The organism is Streptomyces hamibioticus (assembly GCF_047946815.1).
Taxonomy (GTDB): Bacteria; Actinomycetota; Actinomycetes; order Streptomycetales; family Streptomycetaceae; genus Streptomyces.
In genome coordinates this window covers 6,311,276-6,336,777 of sequence record NZ_JBKKQY010000001.1, presented here as the reverse complement: position 1 = coordinate 6,336,777, position 25,502 = coordinate 6,311,276, and the positions used below count along the sequence as shown (strand labels likewise).

Here is a 25,502-nt window from a genome sequence, read left to right as displayed (position 1 = left end):
GGGGCGGATGACCGGGACGGGGCGGATGACCGGACGGAGCGGTCTGCGGGCGGGGCTGGGCGTGCTCGCCGGGACGCAGGTGCTGCTGGGACTGTGGGTCCTGCTGCTGCCGGAGTAGTTCTGGAAGTGGCCCTGGGTGTCGCATCTGCCGCCGTACAACGAGCACCTGCTGCGGGACTTCGGCGGGGCGGGACTGGCGCTAGCCGTGGTGCTGTGCGCGGCGGTGGCGACGATGGACCGCCGGCTGGTCCTGACCGCGCTGGTCGCCTACCTGGCGTCGTCCGTGCCGCACCTCGTCTTCCACGCCCAGCACCTCCAGCCCCTGTCGGCCGCGAGCGCCGCCGGGTTCATGGCGCTGCTGGGCACGGCGGTGCTGCTGCCGTCCGTCCTGCTGTGGCTGGCGGCGGACGGCACGGTGTTCGCGACCGGAGCCCCCGCCGAGAGCGACTGATCCGGCCCCGCGGACCACTTCCTCTCCGGCGCCGCGCCCCGGCTACCTCTCCGGCGGGGCGAACAGTTCCTCCTGGGCCGCGTCCCGGGCGGTCAGCAGGGCTCCGCGCAGCACCGCGCCGCCGCCCAGGGCCCCGGCCCTGACCTCGGTGGCGAGCGGCGACATCCGGGCGAGACGGGCCTCCACACGGCCGGCGAGGGCGTCGCCGCCCGCGCGGCCGACCTCGCCGGCCAGCACCACACAGCCGGGGTCCAGGACCGCGACGACGGCGGCTGCGCCGAGGGCGACCCGCTCGGCGAGGGCGTCGACGAAGCGCTCGGCGTCCGGTTCGGTATCGAGGACGCGCACCGCCTCCCGTACCAGGGCCGCGGCCTGCGGCAGGCCGTCCGGCGTGGGCCCCGTCAGTCCGTGCTCCGCCGCGAGGGCGACCACCGCCGCCGCCCCGGCCAGCGAGTGGAAGCCGCCGTCGCAGTCGGTGGCCGACGGCAGCCCCGACGTGCCCGGCACCGGGAGGAACCCGACCTCGCCCGCTCCGCCGGACGCGCCCCGTCTCAGGGTGCCGTCGAGGACGACGGCGGCCCCGATGCCGAGGCCCAGCCACAGCAGCACGAACGTGTCCCGGTCCCGGGCGGCGCCGTCCCGCTGCTCGGCGAGCGCGGCGAGGTTGGTCTCGTTCTCGACGCTGACCCGGGCCCGCGGAAAACGCTCCTGGAGGGCGGCCACCAGACGGCGGTGCCAGGCGGGCAGGCCGGTGGTGTCCCGCAGTTCGCCGCTGGCCGGGTCGATCAGGCCGGGAGCGCCGATGCCGACGGTGTGCAGCCGGTCGGCACCGGCCTCCTTGGCCGCGCGCTCGACCAGCGTGACCGCCTGGTCCACCGCGGGCCCGGTGCCGGTGCCGCCGCCGATCGGCACGGACGCCTCGGCGAGCACCCGGCCGACCAGGTCGGACACGAGCACGGAGACGCCCTCGGTGCGCACGTCGAGGGCGGCGAGGTGGGCCCGGTCGGCCACGATGCCGTACAGCCTGGCGTTGGGCCCTCGGCGCTGCTCGCCCGACTCCCCGACCACGGCGATCAGACCCGCGGTGGTGAGCCGCTCGACGAGGTCGGCCACCGTCGGCCGGGACAGGCCGGTGAGCCGCTTCAACTGGGTGGCCGTCAACGGGCCCTCCTGCTGGAGCAGGCGCAGGGCGAGCCGGTCGTTGATGGCCCGGGCGGTGCTCGGGGATGCGGGCATGCCGGGATCCTTCCAGATCGACGGGCGAGGGAGCCCGCGGCCGACGACCCCGGCCCTCCCCGGCCTTTAATCGCTATCTATCAGGCAGGGACCCTGATAGTTTACCGGGCGACCGGGCGACCGGGCGACCGGGCATCCGGACCGTCGGACCGTCGGGAGCGCAGGCCAGGGAGGGCCCCGAGAATGAGTGCAGTGACCTATGGGCAGCGCGAGGTGAGGCACGCGCGGTACGCGGTGGCGGCCGTGTTCGCCGCGCACGGCGCCGTCACCGGTTCGTTCGCGACCCGCGTGCCGTGGATCCAGGACCATGCCGGGGTGAGCGCCGGCCAGCTGGGGCTCGCTCTGGCCTTCCCCGCGCTCGGCGCCTCGATCGCGATGCCGCTGGCAGGCCGCATCAGCCACCGGTTCGGCGCCCGCACCGCCCTGCGCGGCCTGATGGCCCTGTGGACCCTGTCGCTGGTCCTGCCGTCCCTCGCCCCCGGCCTGCTCACCCTCTGCCTGGCCCTGTTCGTCTACGGGGCCACGGCCGGCATGTCGGACGTGGCGATGAACGCGCTGGGCGTCGAGGTGGAGAACCGTCTCGGCAAGTCGATCATGTCCAGCCTGCACGGCATGTGGAGCGCCGGCGCACTGCTCGGCTCGGCCGGCGGCACGCTCGCCGCGCACCTGGGCGCCGACGCCCGGCTGCACCACGCGCTGGCCGCCGCGGTGCTGACGGTGCTCGGCGTCCTCGCCTGCGGCCGGGTGCTGGACCTCCAGCCGGCCGAGGACGAGGACCCGCCGCCGAGGTTCGCGCTGCCGCCGAAGTCGGCGCTGCTGATCGGCGCGGTCGGCTTCTGCGCGGTGTTCGCGGAGGGCGCGAGCCTGGACTGGTCGGCGGTCTATCTGCGCGACGAGCTGGAGACCTCGGCCGGGCTGGCGGCGGCCTGCACCACCGGCTTCACCTTCACCATGGCCGTGGCCCGGCTGGCCGGCGACCGGGTGGTGGACCGGTACGGCTCGGTGCGCACGGTCCGGGTGAGCGGCGTGCTGGCCACGCTCGGCGGGCTGCTCATCGTGTTCGGCGGGCACCCGGCGGTGGCGATGACCGGCTTCGCGCTGATGGGTCTGGGCATCGCCGTGGTCGTCCCGTTGTGCTTCGCGGCTGCCGGGCGCAGCGGCTCCAACCCCAGCCTGGCCATCGCGGGCGTCGCCACCATCACGTACACCTCCGGGCTCGTCGCGCCCAGCGCGATCGGCGGGCTGGCCCAGCTGACCAGCCTGGTGGTGTCGTTCGCGCTGGTGACGCTGCTGTCCTGCGGGCTGGCCGCGTTCGCCGGGGTGCTGCGCGCCGGGGACCGGGACCGCCCGAAGATCAGCCCGCCGGGCGCAGCAATTCCCGGCCCGCGGCCCTGAACGCCTCGCTCCACGGCGCCGGGCGCAGCGTCCCGGCGTCCAGCCGGACCAGTACCCGGGTGCCGTGGGCGTACGTGGTGGCGCCGTCCGCCGAGCAGAAACGGAAGCCGTACGTCAGCCCGGTCCTGCCGAGCCGCTCCAGCCACAGGTGGACGGCGTAGGCGCCCGGCTCGGTGACCGGCGCCTCGTAGCCGATGCGCAGTTCCCTCACCGCGTTGCAGGCGTCGCCGGCCGCCGCCCAGTCCCCGGCGAACCGGAAGCCGTGCTCCTGCCACAGCTCGGCCCAGGCCCGCTCGACCATCACGGGGTAGCGGGCGTTGTGCAGCAGGCCGAGTGCGTCCAGGTCGTCGAAGTGGACGGTGACGGGGACGAGCCGGCCGTAGGACATGGCGGGGGCGGCCGGGGCTTCGGCGGTCATGGGCGGTGCTCCTGGAACGTACGAGACACGTGCCGCCTCCGTGGACCGGCGGCACGCCCATCATCCTAAGCGGCCGCTTTGAGCGGGCCGCCCGGGTGCCCTGAGCGGTCGCGCTCACCGGGCGCCCGGGTGCCCTGAGCGGTCGCGCCCACCGGGCGCCCCGGTGTCCGGAGCACGCCCGGCGAACCCCGACAATGGTTCCCGGCATATGCACAGACAAGGAAAGCGACACCCCATGGATCTCGGCGTCCGCTGGAGGCTGCACGGCGACGGGCGGACGCCCGCACCCGGAGCGGTGGTCCGCCCCGACGAACGGCTCTCCTGGCCCCGTACGGCCGGGCTCGGCGCCCAGCACGTGGTGGCCATGTTCGGGGCGTCCTTCGTGGCACCGGTGCTCATGGGCCTGGACCCCAATCTGGCGATCATGATGTCCGGTGTCGCGACGGCCGTGTTCCTGCTGGCGACCCGCGGCCGGGTGCCGAGCTACCTCGGCTGTTCGCTCTCCTTCGTCGGCGTCGCCGCGGTGATCCGGGCGCAGGGCGGCACCAGCGCCACGGTGACCGGCGCGGTCCTCGTCGTCGGTGTCGCCCTGTTCCTGGCCGGGCTCGCCGTGCAGCGGTTCGGAGCGCGGATCATCCACGCCGCGATGCCACCGGTCGTCACGGGCGCGGTGGTCATGCTGATCGGCTTCAACCTGGCGCCGGTGACCGCCTCCACCTACTGGCCGCAGGACCAGTGGACGGCCCTGCTGGTGATGCTGTTCACCGGCCTCGCCGTGGTGTGCCTGCGCGGTTTCTGGTCCCGGATCGCGATCTTCCTGGGGCTGGTCTTCGGGTATGCGGTCTCGTGGGTCTTCGACCGGGTCTTCGGCCGGATCCACTCGATGGACGGCAGCGGCAAGGTCACCGACCACTGGCGGCTGGACTTCTCCGCCGTCGGCCAGGCCGACTGGATCGGCCTGCCGTCCTTCCACGGGCCCAGCTTCGAGTGGTCGGCGATCCTGGTCGCCCTGCCGGTGGTGATCGCCCTGGTCGCCGAGAACGCCGGGCACGTCAAGGCGGTCGGCGAGATGACCGGCGACCCGCTCGACGACAAGCTCGGCACGGCGATCTCCGCGGACGGCGTCGGCTCCATGCTGTCCACCGCGGTCGGCGGCCCGCCGAACACCACGTACTCCGAGAACATCGGCGTGATGGCCGCGACCCGCGTCTACTCCACGGCCGCCTACTGGGCCGCCGCCGGCTTCGCGCTGCTGTTCGGCCTCTGCCCGAAGTTCGGCGCGGTGGTGGCCGCCATCCCCGGCGGCGTCCTCGGCGGGATCACCGTCATCCTGTACGGCATGATCGGCCTGCTCGGCGCCCAGATCTGGCTCAACGCGGGGGTCGACCTGCGCAATCCGCTGAACCTGGTCCCGGCCGCCGCGGGCATCATCATCGGCGTCGGCAACGTCAGCATGGAGATCACCGACAACTTCTCCCTCAGCGGCATCGCCCTGGGCACGCTCGTCGTGATCACCGGCTACCACGCGTTGCGGGCCTTCGCCCCCGCCCACCTCAAGACGCAGGAGCCGCTGATGGACGAGGGCACCTCCTCGTACGACACGGAGGGCGGCGAAGGCGCGGAGGGCGACGAAGGCGGGGCTCAGCGCGCCAGGTCGTAGGCGTACGACGGCGTGAACGTGCCCGGCCGGCCCTGGCAGCCGTCCGACTCCCCCGGCAGCTTCACCCACAGGTAGGCGTCGATGCGCGCCTCACCCGTGCGCAGCGTCGGTGGGCGGCCGAGCGCGCGGCCCGCCGGGTCGCACCACCCGCCGTCGGCCGGGGCGCCGTTGCCGTTGCGACCGGTGTCGACGACGGCGCCCAGGCTCTCCGGCCCGCCGAGGGCGTCCAGGACCGCCCGGTCGTACGCGATCTCGTCCGCGGTGGTGTGGAAGTTGGAGACGTTGCTGAAGACGCCGTCGGAGGAGGCGGCCGAGGCGGCGCCGGCCTGCCGCAGCCGGCCCGCCTGCCGGGCGGGCGCGTGCCAGCCGGAGTGGCCGGCGTCGTAGTAGACCCGGGCCCGGGGGTTGGCGTCCTTCATCACGCGCCCGGCGCGGGCGAGGGAGGCGAAGCGGTCGGCGCGGGCCCCGGCGGACAGGCACTCGGCCTGGGCGACCGAGTCGGGCTCCAGGATCACGATGACCTCGCCGGAGCCGAGCCCGGCGGCGAAGCGGTCGATCCAGTCGTCGTAGGCGTCGAGGCCGGGCGCTCCGCCTCGGAGTGCCCGCCGCAGTCCCGGCCGGGTATCGCGTAGGGCACGACGACCGGCACCCGGCCCTCGGCGGCCCCGCCGGAGGTCACGGCCCGCACCCGCGCGGTGATGGTCTCGGGCGTGAAGTCGGCGAACCACACGGCGGCCGGGTGGTCGGCGATGCGGGAGGCGACGACCGGTCGCCGGGGATCGTCGGGGGGCGCGGACCCTGGCGAGCACCTGGGACTCGGGGTGGCGGCAGAGCCGGGCGGCGGCGGCCGCGGTGCGTTCCTCGCGCGGGGTCTGCTCCGGGGGCGGGGCGGGGCTCGCCCGCCGCTTCGTGGGCGACGGTGAGGCGGACGCGGACGACGCGGACGACGCGGACGGGGACGCCGGCGGTGCCGCCGTCGTGGCCGGCGGCGAGGGCGGGGCCGGCGGCCGGGACGCCGGGCGCGGCGAGCGTGTCACCTCCGGCCGGGCCTCGTCGGTGCGGCCCTCGTCGAGCGCGGACACCATCCCGGTCAGGGTGCCGACGGCGACCACGAAGGACGCCGCGGCGGCCATCGCGCCGCGCCGGGAGGCGCGCCTGCGCTCGGCCCGGCGGGCGGCCGGGCGCCGGGCACGAAGGCCTGAACGTGCGTCCCCCTCCCCCCACGCGGCGGGCGTTACCCCGTTCCGGGGAAGCACCGGGCCCGCCGGTACTCCCGCCACCCTAAAGCTGCGACCCTGCCGCCATGGCGCACTGCGAGCGAGTCACCACGGCCGTCGGCACGGTGGACACCGTCCTGTCCCGGATGCGCGCCCTGGACACCGACCTGCCCGGACGGGACGGGGTCGCCGTATTCAACCGCGTCTACCTGGCCGTCACGGAGGCCGTCGACCGGCACATCGACGCGGGGCGGTTCACGGACGCGCGGGCGGCGATCGCACTGGACGTGCGGTTCGCGGAGCGGTACCTGGCCGCCGTCGACGCGGTGGCCGCCGACCGGCGGCCACCGGCCTGCTGGCGCCCGCTGTTCCAGTTCCGCCGGCATCCCGGCGTACGGCCGCTGCAGTTCGCGCTCGCGGGCATCAACGCGCACATCGGCCACGACCTGGCGCTCGCCGTCGTGGACACCTGTCGTACGCTCGGCTGCGAACCCGCCGACCTGGAGGACGAGTTCGACCGCGTGGGCGATCTCCTCGTGTCGCTGGAGGAGCGCATCCGCGAAGATCTGATGCCGGGCCCCGATCTGCTCCAGATCGCCGACCCGCTCACCCATCTGCTGGGCTCCTGGAGCCTGGAGCGCGCCCGGGACGCCACCTGGGCGGCGGCCCGCGCGCTGTGGGCGCTGCGCCGACTGCCGGACGTGGCCGGGGAGTTCACCGAGCGGCTGGACGCGGCGGTGGGCTTCGCGGGCCGCATGCTCCTCACGCCGCTGCCGGACTGATCCGGCCATCCGCCCTGCACCGCCCGGAATTCCCCGGTGTGCGCTGTACGTTGGCGGTTCGGGAACTTCGACGGCGAAGGAGCACAGGTATGGCGACCCGGCTCGGACTCGGCCTCCCCCAGATGCGTCAGTACGACCTCGGCAAGGACGTCCCCGACGTGGCCCGCGCCGCGGAGCGCACCGGATACGACAGCCTGTGGGTGTTCGAGCGGGCCCTGTTCCCGGAGCCCGCTACCCAGGGGCTGTACGGCATCGAGGGCCAGCCCTGGCCGGATACCTACCGGGGCGTCGCCGAGCCGCTGGTCACGCTGACCCTCGCCGCGGCGGCCACCGAACGGGCCCGGCTGGGCACCAGCGTGCTCGTCGCCCCGCTGCACGTGCCGTTCCAGCTCGCCAAGGCCCTGGCCTCGCTGGACGCGGCGAGCGGCGGCCGGGTGATCGCGGGCTTCGGCACCGGCTGGTCGCACGACGAGTACGCGGCGGCGTCGGTGCGCCCGTTCGAGGAGCGCGGGCAGGCGCTGGACGAGCTGATCGAGGTGTGCCGTGCGGTCTGGGGCCCGGACCCGGTGACGTACGAGGGGCACCTGACGAGGATCGCGCCCGCCGTGGTCGGGCCCAAGCCCGCCCGGCCGATCCCGATCCTGCTGGCGGCGGGCAGTGGCAGGGCCCGGCGCCGGCTGGTCGACCACGCCGACGGCTGGCTGCCGGTGGGCATGGGAGCCGAGGCGGTGGCCGAGGAGTGGCGGCAGCTGCGCGACCTGGCCGCCGAGCGGGGGCGGACGGAGCCGATCCAGACGGTGCTGCGGGTCAACGCGCAGTACCGCAAGGAGGCCCACGACCAGGGACGGCGCCGCCCGTTCCAGGGCAGCGTCGACCAGATCGTCGCGGATCTGGCCGCCCACGCCGAGATCGGTCTCGACGAGATCCTGATCGACCTCCAGGACAGCCCGCGGGACGCCGAGGAGCTCAAGGATCTCGCCGCCGAGGTCTACGAGAAGGCGCGGGCGGCCGGGATCTGAGCCGGGACCCGAGCAGGGGCCCCGGCCGGCATCCGAGCCGGACTCCGGCCCTGGCTCAGTCCTCCGGGAGTTCCACCGGCGCGATCTCGTCGTAGACGTCGCCGGGCCCGGGGTTGGCCGGATCGGTGGTCCCGCCGAAGTGGTGCATGACGCCCCAGACCGCGTTCAGCGCGGTCTGGATGGCGCCCTCGGCCCAGCCGGCCGTCCAGGAGATGTCGTCGCCGGCCAGGAAGACGCCCCGCTTGTCCTCGGGCAGCCGGTCCTGCATGAAGTGGGTGAACAGGCGCCGCTGGTAGCGGTAGTGGCCGGGCAGGTTGGCCTTGAACGCGCCCATGAAGTAGGGCTCGTTCTCCCAGGAGACGGTCACCGGGTTGCCGATGATGTGCTTCCTGATGTCGACCTTCGGGTAGATCTCGCCGAGCGACTTCAGCATGACCTCCATCCGCTCGTTCGCGGACAGCGGCAGCCACTTCAGGCTGTCGTCGCACCAGGTGTAGGAGAGGCAGATGACCGCGGGCTTGTCCGGACCGTCGTCGAGCAGGTAGGTGCCGCGGGTCATCCGGTCGGTGAGCGTCATCGACATGACGTCCCGGCCCGTGTCCTCGTCCTTGTCGAGCCAGAAGGGCCGGTCGACGGGCACGAAGAGCTTGCTGGACTCCATGTAGTGGGTGCGCTCGATCGCGGTCCAGTGGTCGATCGGGAACAGCGAGTCGTCGCAGTCGATCTTGGAGAGCAGCATCCAGGACTGGGCGGTGAAGATCGCCGCCCGGTAGGTGCGGATGTCGCCGGCCGCGTCCGTCACCGTGATGTGGTTGCCGGCGGTGCGGTGCAGCCGGGTCACGGCCGGGCGCGGCTCGCCGTCCACGTGGAGGGACTTGAGCGAGGTGCCGTGCGGCCAGTGGACGATCTTCTCCGGCTCGCGGTCCCAGAGCCTGAGCGGCAGCTGCTGCGAGCCGCCGACGATACCGCGGTGGTGGTCGTCGGCCTCGGTGTAGACGACGCGCAGGATCTCCAGGATGGAGTTCGGGAAGTCGGTGTCCCAGCCGCCCGTGCCGAAGCCGACCTGGCCGAAGATCTCGCGGTGCCGGAAGGACTTGAACGCCTCGGAGTCGCAGAGGAAGCCGTAGAAGGTCTGGTTGTCGAGCTTCTCGACCAGCTTCGCCCAGATCTCGCGGATGCGCGGGACGTCGCGCTCGCGCAGGGCGCGGTTCATGTCGGAGAAGTCGGCGCCCTCCTCCAGGCACCGGGCCCAGGCGTCGGCGACGTCCCGGTAGACCTGGGGCAGGTCGTCGAGCGTTTCGGCGTAGTGCGTCTCGCCCTTGAGGTCGACCACGGTCGACGGGGTGGCCTCGGCCAGCGGGTTCGGGAAGGGCCTGGTCTTCAGGTCGACCAGGTCGATGTAGTGCTGGAGCGCGGTGGAGGACGGCGGGAAGCGCATGGCGCCCATCTCGGCGGTCAGCCCGTCCGTCCGGTCGCCGCAGCCCTCGAAGCCGACGGTGCGCAGCCGGCCGCCGATCTGGTCGGCCTCGTACACGACCGGCTTCAGGCCCATCTTCATCAGCTCGTACGCGGCGACGATGCCGGACAGACCGCCGCCGATGACGGCGACCTCGGTGCCGTGCTCGGTCGCGGGTATCTGGCCCAGGCCGGCCGGGTGGGCCAGGAAGTCGTCGTACGCGTACGGGAAGTCCGGGCCGAACATGGTGATCGGCGGCTGCTGCTCGTCGGCGTGCTCGACTGCGTTGGGCACGGTGGACGTCATGGGGTACGGACTCCTTGCACGGGTGAAGCGGGGGTGGGGGTTCTGGGCGGAGATCAGAGAAGGGACCCGTAGAGGCCGGGGCGGCGGTCCTTCAGATACGGGTTCGCCTCCCGGGAGGCGGCGAGGAACTCCGGGTCGGCGTCGGCGAGGACGAGTTCCTCCCCGCGCCCGGCCCGGGTGCGGGCGACTCCGTCGGGGCCGGCGAGCGTGGAGAGCCCGACGAACTCGAACCCGCCCTCGTGGCCGACCCGGTTGACGTACGCCACGTACATCTGGTTCTCGAAGGCCCGCACCGGCACCACGTGCTCGGCGACGAACTGGAACGGGTGCATCTGCGCGGTGGGGACGAGCAGCAGGTCGGTGCCGGCGAGGGCGTGGGCGCGGACGTTCTCCGGGAACTCGACGTCGTAGCAGATCATCAGGCCGACGGTGAGGCCGTTCAGCTCGGTCTGGACGACCGGCTGCCCGCCCGGCGTGAAGTGCTCCCGCTCGAAGCAGCCGAAGAGGTGCGTCTTGCGGTAGTTGGCGAGCCGGGTGCCGTCGGCGGAGATCAGCTGTTGCGCGTTGTACACGGCGTCGCCGTCCCGCTCGGGGTAGCCGTAGGCGACGGCGACGCCGTGCCGGGCGGCGGTCTCCGCGATCGCGTCCGCCGAGTCGCCGTCGGCGGGCTCGGCCAGCCGGGCGATGCCGTCGCCGATCGCGTACCCGGTCAGGAACATCTCCGACGTCACCAGCAGCCCGGCCCCCGCGGCGGCGGCCCGGCCCGCGGCCTCGTCGAGGACCTTGAGGTTCTCGACGGTGGAGCCGGGGTGGCCGGAGCTCTGGAGCAGGGCGGTGCGCATGCGTGTTCCTCACCGGTGGGCGGGGGATTCGGGGGCCAGATAGACCGTACGGTCGGTGGTCCGGGCCGGACAAGGAGGAGCCGTTGCGCGCCGGTGAGCGGTTCGTTGCGTTCGCCGGACGGCGTCCGGCGATTCATTGCGCGCCTCGCGGCGTACCTCCCCTCCTCTCGGGGGCGCAGAGCTGCCGCCCGGTCCCCGTCGCGCGGGGGAGGGCGCTCCCGCCCCGGGCGCGATGTGCCGCGGGCGCGGCGCCGGAACAGTGGTGACCGTTCCGTTCAGCCGCTTCCGCCTGCGGAGAGGACCGCCATGAAACGCCGTACGACGACTGCCGTGCTGTGCGCCGCACTGCTGCTCACCGCCGCCACGACAGGTGCCGCCGTCGCCTCGGGCCCCCACGAGGAGCGGCACCCGAGACAGGCGGCCGCGCTCACCGGCACCGCCGGGCTGTACCGGTCGGCCGGGGACGACATCACCTTCTCCTTCGACGCCCACCTGGCCGCGCGGCACAACGACGATCCGCTCAGGGCCACCGGCACCTTCGAGTTCGGCCACTACGTGAACGGCAACGGGGCGAGGGCGAAGGCCGAGGTCGACCGCCTCCTGACCGGCGGTGAGGTCGCCGTCGTCTCCGGCGTCATCACCGACTCCGACCTGCCCGGCGCCGAGGGCGAACGGGTCGGCATCACCGTCCAAGACCTCGGCCGCCACGACCGGCTCGGCTGCGGCTGGGCCGCGACGGGCAGCTCCGCGGAAGGCGGGGAGCTGCCCCGGTGCGTCGGGTCGTCGCCCTTCGAGAAGGTCGAGAAGGGCACCGGCGACTTCAGGGTCGTGCCCTGGCAGCCGCGGCTCCAGCCCGGCCGGCGGTCACCAGGAGCAGCGCCGTCAGCAGGTACGGCACCGCGGACCAGGCGAACGCGGTGCCGTGCCCCGTCACGGTGGCCGCCGCCGCGTAGGCGCCGTAGGTGGCGAGGGTGCCCAGCTCGGTGCCCAGGCCCGCGACCGAGGTCAGCGTGGCCCGGCCGGTGTCGTCGATGCGCCGCTGGAGGCGGGCGTCGGCCAGCACGGTCGCCAGCTGGAAGCCGCCGAAGGCCACCGCCACCAGAAGCAGGGCGACCGGGGTGCCCGCCACGGCACCCGCCGCCAGGGCGAGCGCGGAGCCGGTGAGCAGGGCGGCGAACCCGGTCGTGGTCAGCCGTTCGGCGATCCCGGCCAGCAGACTGCCGGCCGTGGCGCCAGCCCAGATCACCAGCAACAGCCAGGGGACCGTCTCGTGCGCCACACCGGTGTCGCGCACCAGCAGCGGTGTGTACTCGTCGAGCGCGCCCCACACCGCGGTCACGGCCGGCACCAGCAGCAGGGCACCGCGCACCGACCGGTCGGCGCGGGCCTCGGCGAGTCCCGCCCGCAGGGTCGCGGTCCAGCGGTCAGCGCCGGCGTCCGGCTCGCGGTGCTCGGGGAACCGGGTCGCCACCACCGCGCCGAGCAGGCAGATCAGCACGCTCGCCGCGCCCACGGCCTCGTAGCCGCCCAGGTCGAACACCGGACCGGCCAGGCCCATCGCGGTCATGGTCGCCGCGATGCCGATCGCGCGGGCCCGGCCCATGACGGCCGCGTAGCGGCCGGCCGCGCCGAGCCGGTCCAGCTCGTCGTAGACCAGCGCCTCCAGCGCGCCCGAGCCGAGCGCTCCGCCGGCGCCCCACAGCACGAAGCCGAGGGCGAAGGCGCCGTAGGACGGCACGAGCACCCACAGGGCGAAGCCGGCGGCGGTGAGGAGAGGTCCGAGCACCAGCAGCAGCCGCCGCGAGAAGGCGTCGGCCCAGGCGCCGGAGGGCACCTCCAGCGCCATGCCGGTCAGCGACCACAGGGCGAACAGGGAGGAGACCTGCCAGACGGACAGGCCGGTGTCGCTGAACAGCAGCGCGTACACCGGGTAGAGCAGGACGAACTCGTCGCAGAACGCGGAGGCGTACAGCGTGCGCGTCAGCCGCCGGGTACCGGCGGTGGCGGGCGCACGCTCGGGTGAGAGAGTCATGAGGCCTTCCCGAGGGGGCGGATCGGACACCGGATGCGCGGTGTCCGAGGCGGTCCTCGGGAGGCACGGCGGGTGGATCAATGTCGCCAGGTCATGACACAGATGTTACGGCCTGTCTCGCCTCGGGTGGGCTCAGGTGGGAGAACCCGAGGAAAAGCGCCGCAGCAGCGGGGACAGCACCAGCACGGACTTGGTCCGCTCCACGAACGGCTCCCCGGCGATCCGCTCCAGGACCCGTTCGAAGTGCCGCATGTCGGAGGCGAAGACCTGGGCGACCGCGTCCGCGTCCCCGGTGACGGTGGACGCGGCCACGACCTCCTGATAGCGCTCCAGGCCCCGCTGGATGGTCTCCGGCGAGGTGTTGCTGCGGCAGAAGATCTCGACGAACCCCTCGGTCTCCCAGCCGAGTGCGGCCGGGTCGACCCGGACGGTGAAGCCGGTGATGGCGCCGGTGGCGCGCAACCGGTCCACGCGCCGCTTGACGGCGGGCGCGGAGAGGCCGACCAGCTGCCCGATGTCCGCGTAGGAGCGGCGGGCGTCCTCGGCGAGGGCGTGCACGATGCGTTCGTCGAGATCGTTCAGCACGGGGGGTTGTTCACTTCGCTTCTGCTGGGATGTCCGATGGTTCCGGTGCGGCGAGCCGGGAGCGGCGGTAGCCGTACACGAAGTAGAACACGAGCCCGACGGCCATCCAGACACCGAACACCACCCAGGTGACGGTGGACAGGCTGCCCATCATCCAGAGGCAGAAGGCGAAGCCCAGGGCGGGCAGGATCGGTGACAGCGGCACGCGGAAGCTGCGGGGCATGTCCGGGCGGGTCCGGCGCAGCACCACGACGGCCACGTTGACCAGGGCGAAGGCGAAGAGGGTGCCGATGCTGGTGGCGTCGGCCAGCTGGCCCAGCGGGATGGCCGCGGCCAGGACACCGCAGAACAGGGAGACGATCAGGGTGTTGGTGCGGGGGGTGCCGGTCCTGGGGTGGACCTTGGAGAACACCTTGGGCACCAGCCCGTCCCGGGACATGGCGAACAGGACGCGGGTCTGGCCGTAGAGCACCGTCAGCACGACGCTGGCGATGGCGATGACCGCGCAGAAGGCCAGCAGGGTGCCCCAGAAGCTCTGGCCGGTGACGTCGCTCATGATCTGAGCGAGGGAGGCCTCGGAGTCGGTGAAGCTCCGCCAGGGCTTGGCGCCGACGGCGACGGCCGCGACCAGCACGTACAGCGTGGTGATGATGACCAGGGACAGCATGATCGCGCGCGGCAGGTCGCGCTGGGCGTTCTTGGCCTCCTCACCGGCGGTGGAGGCGGCGTCGAAGCCGATGTACGAGAAGAAGAGCGTCGCCCCGGCCGCGCTGACGCCGGCCATGCCGAGCGGCATGAAGTTCTCGTAGTTGCCGGAGCGGAAGCCCTGGACGCCGATGGCGCAGAACAGCACCAGCGCGCCGATCTTCACCATCACCATGATGGTGTTGGCGCGGGCGGACTCGCGGGCGCCGCCCAGCAGGAACGCCATGGCGAGCAGGACGACGACCAGCGCGGGCAGGTTGAAGATGCCGCCGTCGCCGGGCGGGGCGGACAGCGCGGCCGGGATGGTGACGCCGATGGTGCCGTCGAGCAGCTCGTTGAGGTACTCCCCCCAGCCGACGGCGACGGCGGCGACCGACACGCCGTACTCCAGGACCAGGCACCAGCCGCAGACCCAGGCGATCAGTTCGCCCATCGTTGCGTACGCGTACGAGTAGGAGGAGCCGGAGACCGGGATGGTGCCGGCCAGCTCGGCGTAGGACAGGGCCGAGAAGAGCGCCGTGAGACCGGCGATGACGAAGGAGAGCGTGACGGCCGGTCCGGCCTTGGGGACGGCCTCGCCGAGGACCACGAAGATGCCGGTGCCGAGGGTGGCGCCGATGCTGATCATGGTCAGCTGCCACAGGCCGAGGGAGCGGCGCAGTGAGCCGCCCTCGCCCTGGCCGCCTTCCGCGACCAGGCGTTCCACGGGTTTGCGGCGCATCAGTCGGGCGGCGGGGCCCGGGGACGGTGGGGCGGCCGATGCGCCCTGCTGCGGGGGTGCGCCTTGGTCGAGCACGCGTGGACTCCTTGTCGCTGCCGATGTCGGGCGGCGGAGACCTGGCGGAGACCCGCGCATGCGGGGACCCACCGAGCGGGGTACCCGCCGCGCCACGTACAGCGCAGAACTCTAGAAGCCGAGCGGTTGCCCGTGTAATGCAGCAACCTTGCGCACTTCCGCAAGATCGTTGCGTTGGCCGGGGGGTGACGTACGTTCGTTGCGCGGGGTCACCGGACCGTTGCACCGGGGCTGCCGGACCGGTGCGACCGGGCCCGCCGGACCCGTACGCCGGGACGCCCGGCGGCCGGCCAGGTGCGAACGCCGACGGCCCCCGCCCTCCCGCGAACGGGAGGAACGGGGGCCGTACGGAACCGGCTCGGCGGCTCAGTTCCAGCTGGCGTGCAGCGGCTTGCCCTCGGCGTAGCCCGCCGCGCTCTGGACGCCGACCACGGCCTTCTCGGCGAACTCCGCCAGGGAGCCGGCACCGGCGTAGGTGCAGGAGGAGCGGACGCCCGCGATGATCGCGTCGATCAGGTCCTCGACGCCGGGGCGGGCCGGGTCCAGGAACATCCGGGAGGTGGAGATGCCCTCCTCGAACAGCGCCTTGCGGGCCCGGTCGTACGCCGACTCCTCGGAGGTGCGGTTGCGCACCGCGCGGGCGGAGGCCATGCCGAACGACTCCTTGTAGGCGCGGCCGTTCGCGTCGTGCTGGAGGTCGCCCGGGGACTCGTAGGTGCCCGCGAACCAGGAGCCGATCATCACGTTGGAGGCGCCGGCCGCGAGCGCCATGGCCACGTCGCGCGGGTGCCGGACGCCGCCGTCGGCCCACACGTGCTTGCCGTACTTCCGCGCCTCGGCGGCGCACTCCAGTACCGCGGAGAACTGCGGCCGGCCGACGCCGGTCATCATCCGGGTGGTGCACATGGCGCCGGGGCCGACGCCGACCTTGACGATGTCCGCGCCCGCCTCGATCAGGTCGCGCACGCCCGCGGCGGCGACGACGTTGCCCGCGACGATCGGAACCTGCGGGTCGAGGGCGCGCACCAGCTTCAGGGCGCTGATCATCGACTCCTGGTGGCCGTGCGCGGTGTCGATGACGAGGGTGTCCACACCCGCGTCCAGCAGCTGCTTGGCCTTGCCCGCCACGTCGCCGTTGATGCCGACGGCGGCGGCGATGCGCAGCCGGCCCTGCGCGTCGACGGCCGGCGTGTACAGCGTGGCGCGCAGGGCGCCCTTGCGGGTGAGGATGCCGGCCAGCCTGCCGTCCTTGTCGACGGCCGGGGCGTAGCGGCGGTTGGCGTGGTCGAGGGTGTTGAAGGCCTCGCGCGGGTCCAGGTCCGCGTCGATCAGCAGCAGGTCCTTGGACATGACCTCTTCGAGCTGGGTGAAGCGGTCCACGCCGGTCAGGTCGGTGTCGGTGACCACGCCGATCGGCTTGTGGTCCTCGTCCACCACCACACCGGCGTTGTGCGCCCGCTTGGGCAGCAGGGCCAGCGCGTCGGCGACGGTCTGGTGCGGGGCGAGCATGATCGGGGTGTCCAGGACGTGGTGCCGGCCCTTGACCCAGGAGACCACCTCGGTGACGACCTCGATCGGGATGTCCTGCGGGATGACCACGAGGCCGCCGCGACGGGCCACCGTCTCGGCCATCCGGCGGCCCGCGATGGCGGTCATGTTGGCCACGACGAGCGGGATGGTGGTGCCCGTGCCGTCCGGGGAGCTGAGGTCCACGCCCTGCCGCGAGCCGACGGCGGACCGGCTCGGCACCATGAAGACGTCGTCGTACGTCAGGTCGTACGAGGGCTGGATGTCATTGAGGAAACGCACGTGCTGCACATCCCAGTCGTTCAGAGGTGGCCCCCGGACAGGTCAGCCAGGGGGAAAGAGCACGTACTTCATTCTCCCATGGCCCGGGCCGCATCATGCCCCGGCAGATCGTCCAGGCTGGTCAGAACCCCTCTCGGAGGATCATCCAAGACCGAGGGTGACGAAGAGCCCGGGGCCCCGGTCCGTCGCCTCGGCGAACACCTCCTCGGCGACCTGCCACTCCTCGGGCCGCGCCTGCGCATACGCCCGCCAGCCCCGCACGACGACCAGCAGCCCGCGGTCCGCGGCTTCCTCGGGCCACAGGGCCGGGTCGGCCAGCGAGTCGGCGAGGGCGTCCCAGTTGCGGCCGAACCAGTCGGGCAGGTCCAGGGCCCGGGCGCACCGGTCCATCAGCCCCGCCTTGTCGGTGACCCCGTCGAGGTCCACCGTGACCACGATCCGGCCGGCCGGGTCATCCGTCGTCGTCATGTCTGAGCACCGCCCTGAACGATTGGTCGTGGTCGTCGGTGTGGTACGTCTCCCCGCCCGGTGACGGTCACGGTCGTACGGGAACGGGCCGCCCGCGTCGATGCGCTCCGGCGTCCGGCGGGCCACGGCGGACGGCTCGCCCTCCCGGACGGCGGCCGTCCGCTGGGCGCACCCCGGCAGCATGCCGCCGGTGCCGCCACGGCCGTCCGGCGAATGACCCGTCGTCAGGGGCCGTCCGGGTCGGCGCGGTTGAGTGCCGGGCGCGGCGTCGGGCCGGCCGCCATGAGATAGTCCGCGGCCGAGGTGTCCGTCACCAGGCTGGTGACGAGACCGGAGCGCAGCACCGCGTCGATGGCCGCCGCCTTGCGCTGCCCCCCGGCGATCGCGACGACCTCCGGGATACGGCGCAGCTGGTCCGCCTTGACCGTGATGCACCGCTCCCCCAGGTCCCGGCCGACCCGCCGCCCCTCGGCGTCGAAGAGGTGCGCGGACATCTCGGCGGCGACACCGAGCGAGGCGTAGTGCGCGCGCTCCTCGTCGCTGAGCATGTCGTGCACCGTCGAGATGCCCGGCTCCCAGGAGCCGATGGACACACAGGCGACCGTGACCTTGTCGAAGTACTCGAAGGCCCGCGCGATGCCGGTCTGGTGGCGCAGCGCCTGCGCGGTGGCCGCGTCCGGCAGCAGCATCGGCGCGTAGATGGGGTGGGCGTCGCCGCCGGACACCTGGGCGGCCCGGCGCACGGCCTCGACCGAGCCGCGCTCGGCGGTCCCGGCGTCGTACACGCCCGTCAGCTGCACCACCGTGCACGGCGGCAGCCGGTTCAGCGCCGCCGCCATGTGGATGGTGGACCGGCCCCAGGCCAGGCCCAGCACGTCCCCCTCGTTGACCAGCTCGCCGAGCAGATCGGCGGCCACCTCTCCCAGGTTCTCCGGGTCAGGTGTCTCCTCGGCGTCCGCCGGGGACTCCACGACGACCGCGTGCCTCAGTCCGTACCGGGCGCGCAGCGCGTCCGAGCGCTCGGCGTCCAGTTCGGCCGGCACCCGGATCTCGATCCGTACGAGGTCCCGTTCGAGGGCGGTCTCCAGGACCCGGGCCACCTTGAAGCGGCTGACGCCGAACTCCTCCGCGATCTGGATCTTGGACTTGCCCTCGAGGTAGAAGCGGCGGGCCATGGCCGCCGCCTGCACCAGCTCAGCGGGTCCCATCCGCATGGCTGACCGGCCCGCCGACATACCCGACACGGCGTTCTCCTCACTGTTCACATACTGGGCTGTTCAACTGTTCACACACTGGATTCGCCGTTCATCCTTGCAGATCCTGCACGCGTGATCAGCCCTGATGGACGCCGTTCACTTCCCGTTCTTCAGTGGGCGCACGCCCACGACGCCTTGGCCGTCGCCGCCTCGGCCTGCGTGCGCAGTGCACGTACCGCCTCGGCCGGGTCGGACGCCCCGTACACGGCCGAACCCGCGACGAAGACGTCGGCGCCGGCGTCGGCGCACCGCTCGATCGTGGACGCCGAGACCCCGCCGTCCACCTGGAGCCACAGCTCCAGACCGTGCTTGCCGATCAGCTCACGGGTGCGGCGGATCTTGGGCAGCATGATGTCCAGGAACGCCTGCCCACCGAAGCCCGGTTCAACCGTCATGATCAGCAGCATGTCCAGCTCGGGGAGCAGGTCCTCGTACGGCTCGATCGGCGTCGCGGGCTTGAGCGCCATGGAGGCGCGCGCGCCCTTGGCCCGGATCTCGCGGGCGAGCCGCACCGGGGCGGCGGCCGCCTCGACGTGGAAGGTGACGGAACCCGCCCCCGCCTCCACGTACTGGGGCGCCCAGCGGTCGGGGGCCTCGATCATCAGATGGCAGTCCAGCGGGGTGTCCGTGGCCCGGGCCAGGGACTCCACGACCGGCACGCCGAGTGTGAGGTTGGGGACGAAGTGGTTGTCCATCACGTCGACGTGGAGCCAGTCGGCTCCCTCGACCGCCTTGGCCTCGTCCGCGAGGCGGGCGAAGTCGGCGGACAGGATGCTGGGGTTGATCTGCACGGCCATGACCCAAGCCTGCCATGCCCTCGGGGGGTGCCTTGCATCGGTCCCGGGACTGCGGGCCGGATTTGCGCCGCGGGCCGTCCGCCCAGTCGGGAAACGTCTACCGCCTGCGCCGCTCCGGCCCCTCGGCCGGGCACGCGGTCCCCGCGCGCCGCGGTCGGGAGCGGCCCCCCGGTGTTATGACGTGCGGCGGATGAGAGCCAGGTACATGGCGTCGGTGCCGTGGACGTGGGGCCAGAGCTGGACGTCGGGGCCCTCGCCCAGGTCGGGTACGCCGGGGAACAGGGGGCGGGCGTCGACGAGGTCCGTGCCGGGGTACTGCTTGAGCACGTCCGCGACGACCGCCCGGGTCTCGGCGAGGTGCGGCGAGCAGGTGGCGTAGCCGACCACGCCGCCGACGCGCACCGACTCCAGGGCGCCGCGCAGCAGGCCGCGCTGGAGCGGGGCGAAGCCGTCCAGGTCCTCCGGCCGGCGCCGCCAGCGGGCCTCGGGGCGGCGGCGCAGCGCGCCGAGCCCGGTGCACGGCACGTCGACGAGCACCCGGTCGAAGCTGCCGGGCCGCCATGCCGGGCGGGTCCCGTCGGCGGCGATCACCTGGTACGGCCCCGGATTCCCGGCCATCGCCCGGGCCACGAGCCCGGCCCGGTGCGGCTGCTTCTCGGAGGCGACCAGGGCGGCCCCGCGCTCGGCGGCCAGCGCCCCGAGCAGCGCGGCCTTGCCGCCGGGCCCGGCGCACCCGTCCAGCCACAGCCGGTCGGGCCCCTCCAGCGGGGCGTTGGCCAGGGCCAGCGCGACCAGCTGACTGCCCTCGTCCTGTACGCCGGCCCGCCCCTCACGCACGGCGTCCAGGGCACCGGGCTCACCGCCCTCGGTCAGCCGCACGGCATACGGCGACCAGCGCCCCGGTACGGCGGCCTCGGCCCCGAGCAGCTCATCGGGCGCGGCCCGCCCCGGCCGGGCCACCAGGGTCACCTCGGGCCGCTCGTTGTCGGCGGCCAGCAGGTCCTCGATGCCGGCCCGGGTGCCGCCCAGGGAGTCCCACAGCGCGGAGACGACCCAGCGCGGGTGCGAGTGCACGACGGCGAGGTGCTCCTCGGGGTCCTCGTCGTACGGGGGCGCGACCCGCGCCAGCCATCCGTCGAGGTCGTCCTGCGCCACCTTGCGCAGCACGGCGTTGACGAACTTGGCCCGCCCGTCACCGAGCACGACCCGGGCCAGCTCGACGGAGGCGGACACCGCGGCGTGGGTCGGGATCCGGGTGCCGAGCAACTGGTGCACGCCCAGGCCGAGCACGTCGAGCACGGGCGCGTCGACCTCGCTCAGCGGCCGGTCGACGCAGGCCGCGATGATCGCGTCGTAGGTTCCCTGCCGGCGCAGCGTCCCGTACACCAGCTCGGTGGCGAGGGCCGCGTCCCGGGCGTCGAAGTCACCTGCGTCCCGTGCCTTGCGCAGCAGCGGCGGCAGGACGAGGTTGGCGTAGGCGTCCCGCTCGTCCACGGCCCGCAGCGCCTCGAAGGCGAGGACGCGGACGGGGTCCTTCCTGGGCCGGCGGTAGGGCTTGCCGGGTTTGCGGGGACGACGGGGCTGGTCGCTCACGAAAAGGTGCTCCGGGTGGATGTGAAGACGTGCGCCACCAGCGTACGTCCGCGGGGCGGGACGATCCGAACGCAAGTGCCGGACGGTCCGGGACGGTCGAGGGGGCCCGGGACGGTCCGGGCGGATCGGTGGATCAGCCGCCGAGGCGCTCGCCGTCGGCGATCCGCACCCCGCGGGCCCAGTCCGCCGCCCGCATCGGCTTCTTGCCCTGGGCCTGCACCCACAGCAGCTCCACGGCGTACGAGCCGGTGCCGACGTACACGTCGTTCTTGCCGGCGGCGATCCGCCCGGGGCCGAGGTCCGTCCGGTCGGGCACCGGCGCGGCCTGGACGATCTTGAGCCGCTCACCGCGGAAGGTGGTCCAGGCGCCGGGCGCGGGGGTGCAGCCGCGCACCACCCGGTCGACGCGCAGGGCGGGGACGCTCCAGTCGACGTGCGCGTCCTCGACCGACACCTTGGGGGCGAGGGTGACGCCCTCCGCCGGCTGCGGTACCGCCTTCAGCGTGCCGTCCTCGATGCCGTCCATGGTCGCGGCGAGCAGCCCGGCGCCGGCGAAGGCGAGCCGGGTCAGCAGGTCGCCGCTGGTGTCGGTGGGCCGGATGCTCTCGGTGACCGTCCCGTAGACGGGCCCGGAGTCCAGCCCCTCCTCGATGAGGAAGGTGGACGCGCCGGTGATCTCGTCGCCGGCCATGATGGCGTGCTGCACGGGAGCGGCTCCGCGCCAGGCGGGCAGCAGCGAGAAGTGCAGGTTGACCCAGCCGTGCACGGGGATGTCCAGGGCGACGCGGGGCAGCAGGGCACCGTAGGCGACGACGGGACAGCAGTCGGGCCGGATCTCCCGCAGCCGCTCCAGGAACTCCGGGTCCCGCGGCTTCGCCGGCTTCAGCACCTCGATCCCGGCCTCCTCGGCCCGCTCGGCCACGGGCGACGCGACCAGCCTGCGCCCCCGCCCGGCCGGCGCGTCGGGCCGCGTGACGACGGCGGCCACCTCGTGCCGCCCGGAGGCGATCAGGGCGTCCAGGGCGGGAACGGCGACCTCGGGGGTACCGGCGAAGACGAGCTTCATGGGCGGGAGGGGCCTCTCGGGCGGGGACGGTGGGGCAACGCACAAGTCTATGTGCGGCCCTCCACAGCCCGTACCACCTCCCCGGCACCCACGAGCCGCACCACCCGCCCCCGACGGGCAAGTCACCGACGGCAAGCGCCTGACGCGAAGCCACCGGCGCGGAGCCCGTCGGTGGGAAGCCACCGGAGCGAGGCCCGCCGGTAGGAAACCACCGGCGCGAGGCCCGCTGGTGGCAGGCCACCGGTGGGGAACCGCTGCGGGCGGACCGCTGACGGAAAGCCGCCGACGGCGCACGGCCCCCACGGGCGACGTTCACCTCTCGGCCGACTGGAAACGGGTGGTGCACGGGCGGGGAACAAGCCCAGGGGCCGAAGGCCGAGGGGGCGTACGCATATGCCGCCACGCCCCCACCCCGTGACCCGCGGAGCGAATCCGCGTTGGTCAAGAAAGAGTTGACCAACGGGCCGCCCAGCGGCCCGATTCCTTTCAACGCCGGTTCGAGAGGCTTGTTCATGGCCGACCACGCAACCCACGACGCCCAGGCTCGGGCCAGCCTGCACCTGCTGGTGCGGGACATCGAGCGGGTCCGCCGGCAGGTGGACGCACTGCGCACGCTCACCGCCCAGTTGGGAAACGTCTACCGCCCGCGCCGCTCCGGCCCCTCCACGGGCTTCGTCGTCTACGGACGCGCCCCCGCCCCGACCGTCCGTCTCGCCCAGGAGCTGCGGGACAGCGTCGAGACACTGGTCACGGCCGCCGTGGACTTCGACCGCTCGCTCGGCTTCTCGTGGGACGCGGTGGGCTCGGCCCTCGGCGTCACCAAGCAGGCCGTGCACCGCCGTTACGGCGCCCGCCGCGCCCCGGCCCAGACCGCCGCCACTGCCACCGCCACCGCCACCGAACCGGCCGAGCGCACCGGGGAGCCGTCGGGCACCCGCACGGTCACCGTGGGCACCGGCGTCCCCACGGTGCCCACGGTCCCCGCCGCCCGCTCCATGCCGACCCAGCCGACGGCGGGCAGCCCGTCCCTGCGCGACGAGGCCCGGCCCACGGCCTTCCCCGGCCCCCGCAACGGCTGAGGCCCGCCCCCCATCCGGCCCTCGCCCATCCGGCCCTCCCGGAAGCCTCCGGGAGGGCGGCCGCACGTCCGGAACAGCGTCACCCGATGTCCGGCGGATCGATCCGCACCCGAACCGCCCCACCACCGGCACCGCCGGCGCCCCCGGCACCGCCCGCGCCACCCGCACCCCCGGCACCGCCCCGCGCCATCCGCGCCGCCTGCGCGGCCTTCAGCGCACGGGCCAGCGCGGCCCCGCTCCCGGGCGGCACCCGCACCAGTGCCCGCTCCCAGTGCTCCCCGGGCGGCGGCGCCCCCGGCCTGCGCGCCCGCCCGGCGGCCGTGACCGGCATCGGCACGGGCCCCAGCACCTCGGCCTCCGGCGGCAGTTCGGCCGTACGGAGGAAGTCGGCCACCGCCTCGCCGGGTCCCGACACCGCCGCCATCCGCGACACCGGCGGAAACCCCAGCTCGGCGCGCTCGGCCAGCTCGCGCACGGCGTGCCCGACCGGGTCCCACCGCACCAGCGCCTGCACCGGCCGCAGCGTCGGCTCCGCCACGACGACCACGGTCCCGCCGGCCCCCTGCGGCCGGACGAGCGCACCGGCCGCGAGCCAGCGCCGCAACGCGTCCTCACCGGCCCGCAGGTCGGGCCTGCCCAGCATGGCCCAGCCGTCGAGCAGCAAGGCCGCCGCATAACCGCCCTCGGCGACGGGTTCCGCACCCGGCGTGCTCACGATCAGCGCCGGCGTCCCCGGCACGGTGTCGAGCACATGCTCGCGTCCCGAGGTCCGCACCGGAACGGCGGGGAAGGCCCGCCCCAGCTCCTCCGCGGTGCGCCGCGCCCCCACGACCTGGGCCCGCAACCGGAGCGCCCCGCACTCCGGGCAGTGCCACCCGCTCTCCTCGCGCCCGCACCACCCGCACCGCAGCGCCGCCCCGGACTCCTGCCCCTCCAACGGTCCGGAACAGTGCCGGCACCGCGCCGGTGCCCGGCAGGCCGCGCACGCCATCCGCGGCACGTACCCCCGGCGGGGCACCTGCACCAGCACCGGGCCGTGCCGCAGCCCGTCCCGGACGGCCTGCCAGGCGAGGGTCGGCAGCCGCGCGGACTGGGCGGCCTCGTCCCTGGCCAGATCGGCGTCCCCGACGGTGCGGACGAGCGGCGCCGCGGTCCGCACCTGCTCACGCGCGGCGGCCAGCGGCCTGGCCCAGCCGCTCTCCACCAGCTGGGCGGCCTCCACCGTGCAGCCGAAGCCGCCCAGCAGGAAGCCGCACCTGTCCTGGGCGGCACGCAGCAGCAGGACCTCGCGCGCGTGCGGCTGCGGGGCGTGCTGTTCGCTGTGGCTGTCGTCGCCGTCGTCCCACAGGGCGACCAGGCCGAGGTCCTGCACCGGGGCGAACATGGCGGCGCGCGTGCCGATCACGGCCCGTACGGCGCCGCGCCGCACCGCGAGCCACTGCGCGTACCGCTTCTCGGGCCCGGCGTCGGCGGTGAGCACCGCGTGCCGTCCCTCGCCCAGCACGGAGGTCAGCGCGGCGTCGACCCGCGCCACCGCCCGCCCGTCCGGCAGGACGACGAGCGCACCGCGTCCGGAGGCCAGCGTGGCCGCGACGGCCCGCGCCAGCTCCTCGCTCCACGCCGGACCGGGCAGCGCGTTCCACACGGCCCGCGGCGATCCGCCCGAGGCCAGCGCCTCCAGATACGCCGGTCCGTGCTCGTACCGCCCCCAGGTGCCGGCCTGCGGGGCGGGCGGCGGTGGCAGCGGCTCCGGCGACGGCCGCCGCTCGGCGCGGGCGCTGCGCGGCGGCACGGCCAGCTGCAGCACGTCGGCGAGGCTGCCCGCGTACCGGTCGGCGACGGCACGGGCGAGTCCCAGCAGCTCCTCGCTGAGCACGGGCTCGGGGGAGACGATCTGGGCCAGCGCCGCGAGCGGCCCGGAGTAGTCGGACACGGCGAGCCGCTCGACGAGGAAGCCGTCGACGAGCCCGCCGCCCTCGCGCCGCCCCTCCCTGACCCGGTGCCGCCCGGCCCCGAAGCGCACCCGTACGCGCACGCCCGGCTGGGCGTCGGCGTCCAGCTCCTCGGGGACGGCGTAGTCGAAGTACCGGTCGAGGTGCAGCACACCCTTGTCGACCAGTACCCGGGCGACCGGCAGTTCCTTGGCGAGGGCCGCTCCCCGCCAGGTCCGCGGCTTGGCCCGGGGCACGGACGCCTTGCGGACGCTCTCCCGAATGAGCGCGAGCTGCTCGGGCGGCGCCCCCTCGGCGCCGCCCCCCGCCTGCCCGTTGTCGCTGCTCACGCTTGCATTCTTACCAAAGCCCACTGACAACCGTCGGCGCCCGAGGTCCTGGGCGGCGACGGCGCGACTCTGCCTTGGACCACTCGGCCACACCGGCCGGACCGGGCCGGCCGGCGGCGGGATTCGAACCCGCGAGGGGTGTACCCCGAAGTATCCGTCGCCTTCGCACCGGGCGCTCCCGGCGTCAGCGGGCCCAGACTACGAGCCCCGGTTCGCCACCCGCACCCGAATAGCGGCCGACCGCCCATCCGAC

Annotated in this window: 21 protein-coding genes and 2 pseudogenes; 7 read left to right on the top strand and 16 right to left on the bottom strand. The window is 74.1% G+C overall.

Annotated features, from left to right (window positions below):
* The first annotated feature begins 136 nt into the window (after positions 1 to 136).
* The gene (locus ACLGIH_RS28795) at positions 137 to 451 is read left to right on the top strand and encodes a hypothetical protein (protein WP_416528197.1); all 315 of its coding nucleotides are present in this window, start codon (positions 137 to 139) and stop codon (positions 449 to 451) included.
* Between the two features lie 42 nt (positions 452 to 493).
* Here the strand turns inward: ACLGIH_RS28795 and ACLGIH_RS28790 are convergent, their stop codons facing one another.
* Complete coding sequence (locus tag ACLGIH_RS28790; RefSeq protein ID WP_416528196.1) at positions 494 to 1,687, bottom strand: ROK family transcriptional regulator; 1,194 nt, start codon at positions 1,685 to 1,687, stop codon at positions 494 to 496.
* 183 nt (positions 1,688 to 1,870) lie between these two features.
* Here ACLGIH_RS28790 and ACLGIH_RS28785 point away from each other — a divergent pair, with 183 nt between their 5' ends.
* A complete protein-coding gene (locus tag ACLGIH_RS28785; RefSeq protein WP_416528195.1) occupies positions 1,871 to 3,082 on the top strand; it encodes an MFS transporter in 1,212 nt (403 codons plus the stop codon).
* Here the strand turns inward: ACLGIH_RS28785 and ACLGIH_RS28780 are convergent.
* On the bottom strand, positions 3,042 to 3,500 hold the full coding sequence (locus ACLGIH_RS28780) for an acyl-CoA thioesterase (protein WP_416528194.1): 459 nt from the start codon (positions 3,498 to 3,500) through the stop codon (positions 3,042 to 3,044). The two genes, ACLGIH_RS28785 and ACLGIH_RS28780, sit on opposite strands and share 41 nt — an antisense overlap.
* 235 nt (positions 3,501 to 3,735) lie before the next feature.
* Here ACLGIH_RS28780 and ACLGIH_RS28775 point away from each other — a divergent pair, with 235 nt between their 5' ends.
* Positions 3,736 to 5,160 carry a uracil-xanthine permease family protein gene (locus ACLGIH_RS28775; protein WP_416528193.1) on the top strand — a complete coding sequence of 475 codons (1,425 nt, stop codon included), beginning with the start codon at positions 3,736 to 3,738 and terminating at the stop codon, positions 5,158 to 5,160.
* Here ACLGIH_RS28775 and ACLGIH_RS28770 read toward each other — a convergent pair.
* A pseudogene (locus tag ACLGIH_RS28770) lies at positions 5,142 to 6,293 on the bottom strand (glycoside hydrolase family 6 protein). The gene ACLGIH_RS28775 and the pseudogene ACLGIH_RS28770 overlap by 19 nt on opposite strands.
* Before the next feature lie 170 nt (positions 6,294 to 6,463).
* Between ACLGIH_RS28770 and ACLGIH_RS28765 the strand changes: the two are divergent.
* On the top strand, positions 6,464 to 7,159 hold the full coding sequence (locus tag ACLGIH_RS28765) for a DUF5995 family protein (RefSeq protein ID WP_416528192.1): 696 nt from the start codon (positions 6,464 to 6,466) through the stop codon (positions 7,157 to 7,159).
* A gap of 89 nt (positions 7,160 to 7,248) precedes the next feature.
* Positions 7,249 to 8,178 (top strand): LLM class F420-dependent oxidoreductase, encoded by a 930-nt coding sequence (locus tag ACLGIH_RS28760; protein ID WP_416528191.1) that lies wholly within the window; start codon positions 7,249 to 7,251, stop codon positions 8,176 to 8,178.
* 55 nt (positions 8,179 to 8,233) lie between these two features.
* On the opposite strand, the gene ACLGIH_RS28755 is transcribed toward ACLGIH_RS28760, so the two are convergent.
* The 3 genes from ACLGIH_RS28755 to ACLGIH_RS28745 all read right to left on the bottom strand — a co-directional run bounded on the left by ACLGIH_RS28755 (position 8,234) and on the right by ACLGIH_RS28745 (position 11,252).
* Positions 8,234 to 9,940 carry a flavin monoamine oxidase family protein gene (locus tag ACLGIH_RS28755; protein ID WP_416528190.1) on the bottom strand — a complete coding sequence of 569 codons (1,707 nt, stop codon included), beginning with the start codon at positions 9,938 to 9,940 and terminating at the stop codon, positions 8,234 to 8,236.
* Between the two features lie 53 nt (positions 9,941 to 9,993).
* The gene (locus tag ACLGIH_RS28750) at positions 9,994 to 10,782 is read right to left on the bottom strand and encodes a carbon-nitrogen hydrolase family protein (RefSeq protein ID WP_416528189.1); all 789 of its coding nucleotides are present in this window, start codon (positions 10,780 to 10,782) and stop codon (positions 9,994 to 9,996) included.
* A gap of 275 nt (positions 10,783 to 11,057) precedes the next feature.
* Positions 11,058 to 11,252 (bottom strand): hypothetical protein, encoded by a 195-nt coding sequence (locus ACLGIH_RS28745; protein WP_416528188.1) that lies wholly within the window; start codon positions 11,250 to 11,252, stop codon positions 11,058 to 11,060.
* Between ACLGIH_RS28745 and ACLGIH_RS28740 the strand changes: the two are divergent.
* Positions 11,227 to 11,631, top strand: a pseudogene (locus tag ACLGIH_RS28740) (Repetin); the annotation flags it as partial. The gene ACLGIH_RS28745 and the pseudogene ACLGIH_RS28740 overlap by 26 nt on opposite strands.
* On the opposite strand, the gene ACLGIH_RS28735 reads toward ACLGIH_RS28740, so the two are convergent.
* The 9 genes from ACLGIH_RS28735 to fmt form a co-directional block, all read right to left on the bottom strand.
* A complete protein-coding gene (locus ACLGIH_RS28735) occupies positions 11,603 to 12,814 on the bottom strand; it encodes an MFS transporter (protein ID WP_416528187.1) in 1,212 nt (403 codons plus the stop codon). The pseudogene ACLGIH_RS28740 and the gene ACLGIH_RS28735 sit on opposite strands and share 29 nt — an antisense overlap.
* 132 nt (positions 12,815 to 12,946) lie before the next feature.
* Complete coding sequence (locus ACLGIH_RS28730) at positions 12,947 to 13,399, bottom strand: Lrp/AsnC family transcriptional regulator (RefSeq protein ID WP_416528186.1); 453 nt, start codon at positions 13,397 to 13,399, stop codon at positions 12,947 to 12,949.
* A gap of 10 nt (positions 13,400 to 13,409) precedes the next feature.
* Positions 13,410 to 14,900: an amino acid permease gene (locus ACLGIH_RS28725; protein WP_416528185.1), complete on the bottom strand. Its 1,491-nt coding sequence runs from the start codon at positions 14,898 to 14,900 to the stop codon at positions 13,410 to 13,412.
* A 366-nt stretch (positions 14,901 to 15,266) separates the two neighbouring features.
* Entirely contained in the window at positions 15,267 to 16,709 is a 1,443-nt protein-coding gene (locus ACLGIH_RS28720; RefSeq protein ID WP_416528184.1) for a GuaB1 family IMP dehydrogenase-related protein, read from the bottom strand.
* 141 nt (positions 16,710 to 16,850) lie between these two features.
* On the bottom strand, positions 16,851 to 17,177 hold the full coding sequence (locus ACLGIH_RS28715) for a barstar family protein (protein WP_416528183.1): 327 nt from the start codon (positions 17,175 to 17,177) through the stop codon (positions 16,851 to 16,853).
* Between the two features lie 224 nt (positions 17,178 to 17,401).
* Positions 17,402 to 18,391, bottom strand: a complete 990-nt coding sequence (locus ACLGIH_RS28710; RefSeq protein WP_416529504.1) for a sugar-binding transcriptional regulator — start codon at positions 18,389 to 18,391, stop codon at positions 17,402 to 17,404.
* A gap of 152 nt (positions 18,392 to 18,543) precedes the next feature.
* Entirely contained in the window at positions 18,544 to 19,230 is a 687-nt protein-coding gene (gene rpe, locus ACLGIH_RS28705; protein WP_416528182.1) for a ribulose-phosphate 3-epimerase, read from the bottom strand.
* A gap of 174 nt (positions 19,231 to 19,404) precedes the next feature.
* Entirely contained in the window at positions 19,405 to 20,823 is a 1,419-nt protein-coding gene (locus ACLGIH_RS28700; protein WP_416528181.1) for an RsmB/NOP family class I SAM-dependent RNA methyltransferase, read from the bottom strand.
* A gap of 133 nt (positions 20,824 to 20,956) precedes the next feature.
* Entirely contained in the window at positions 20,957 to 21,889 is a 933-nt protein-coding gene (gene fmt, locus ACLGIH_RS28695; protein WP_416528180.1) for a methionyl-tRNA formyltransferase, read from the bottom strand.
* Positions 21,890 to 22,401: 512 nt separating this feature from the next.
* On the opposite strand from fmt, the gene ACLGIH_RS28690 reads away from it, so the two are divergent.
* Positions 22,402 to 22,968 (top strand): hypothetical protein, encoded by a 567-nt coding sequence (locus tag ACLGIH_RS28690; RefSeq protein WP_416528179.1) that lies wholly within the window; start codon positions 22,402 to 22,404, stop codon positions 22,966 to 22,968.
* Positions 22,969 to 23,047: 79 nt separating this feature from the next.
* Here ACLGIH_RS28690 and ACLGIH_RS28685 read toward each other — a convergent pair whose 3' ends face one another.
* Positions 23,048 to 25,249: a primosomal protein N' gene (locus ACLGIH_RS28685; RefSeq protein WP_416528178.1), complete on the bottom strand. Its 2,202-nt coding sequence runs from the start codon at positions 25,247 to 25,249 to the stop codon at positions 23,048 to 23,050.
* Positions 25,250 to 25,502 lie beyond the last annotated feature (253 nt).